The organism is Streptomyces palmae (assembly GCF_004684805.1).
Taxonomy (GTDB): domain Bacteria; phylum Actinomycetota; class Actinomycetes; order Streptomycetales; family Streptomycetaceae; genus Streptomyces; species Streptomyces palmae.
Genome location: NZ_SRID01000773.1, coordinates 1 through 722, shown reverse-complemented (window position 1 = coordinate 722; position 722 = coordinate 1). Strand labels below are relative to the sequence as shown.

The 722-nt window shown below is 72.3% G+C and carries 1 protein-coding gene; it reads left to right on the top strand.

Translation table 11 applies throughout. The features are described from left to right. On the top strand, positions 1 to 722 hold a 722-nt coding region (locus tag E4099_RS32590), incomplete at both ends, for an AMP-binding protein (protein WP_135342671.1).

Sequence of the window (722 nt, the reverse complement as noted above, 5' to 3'; positions counted from 1 at the left end):
CTCCAGGACGCCGCCCCCACTCACCTCGTCACCACCGCCGAGCTGGCGCCCGCCCTGCCTGACACCGGGGCCGCGGTCCTCGTCCTCGACGACCCCGACACCGAGCGGGAACTGGCCGGCCGTCCGGACACCGATCCGACGGACCGGGACCGCGGCGGCCCCATCACCCCGGGCCACCCCGCCTACACCATCCACACCTCAGGCTCCACCGGCCGCCCCAAAGGCGTGCTCGTCCCCCACGCCAACGTCATCCGGCTCTTCGAAGCCGCCGCCGCTCACCTGGACTTCGGGCCCACCGACGTGTGGACGCTCTTCCACTCCTACGCCTTCGACTTCTCCGTCTGGGAGCTGTGGGGACCCCTGCTGCACGGTGGACGGCTCCTGATCGTCCCCCACACCACCGCCCGTACCCCGCGCGAGTTCCTCGCGCTGCTGCGCCGTGAGCGCGTCACCGTCCTCAGCCAGACCCCCTCCGCGTTCCACCAGCTGATCCAGGCCGAACAGGAGGACGGCGCAGAAGAGCCCCTCTCGCTGCGCTACGTCGTCTTCGGCGGCGAGGCGCTCGAACCGGCGCGGCTGCGCCCCTGGCTGAGCCGGCACGGCGCCGACCGGCCCGCGCTGATCAACATGTACGGCATCACCGAGACCACCGTCCATGTCACCCATCACCGCCTCACCCCGGCCGCCATCGACCATCCCGGCCCCCTCAGCCCCATCGGCAC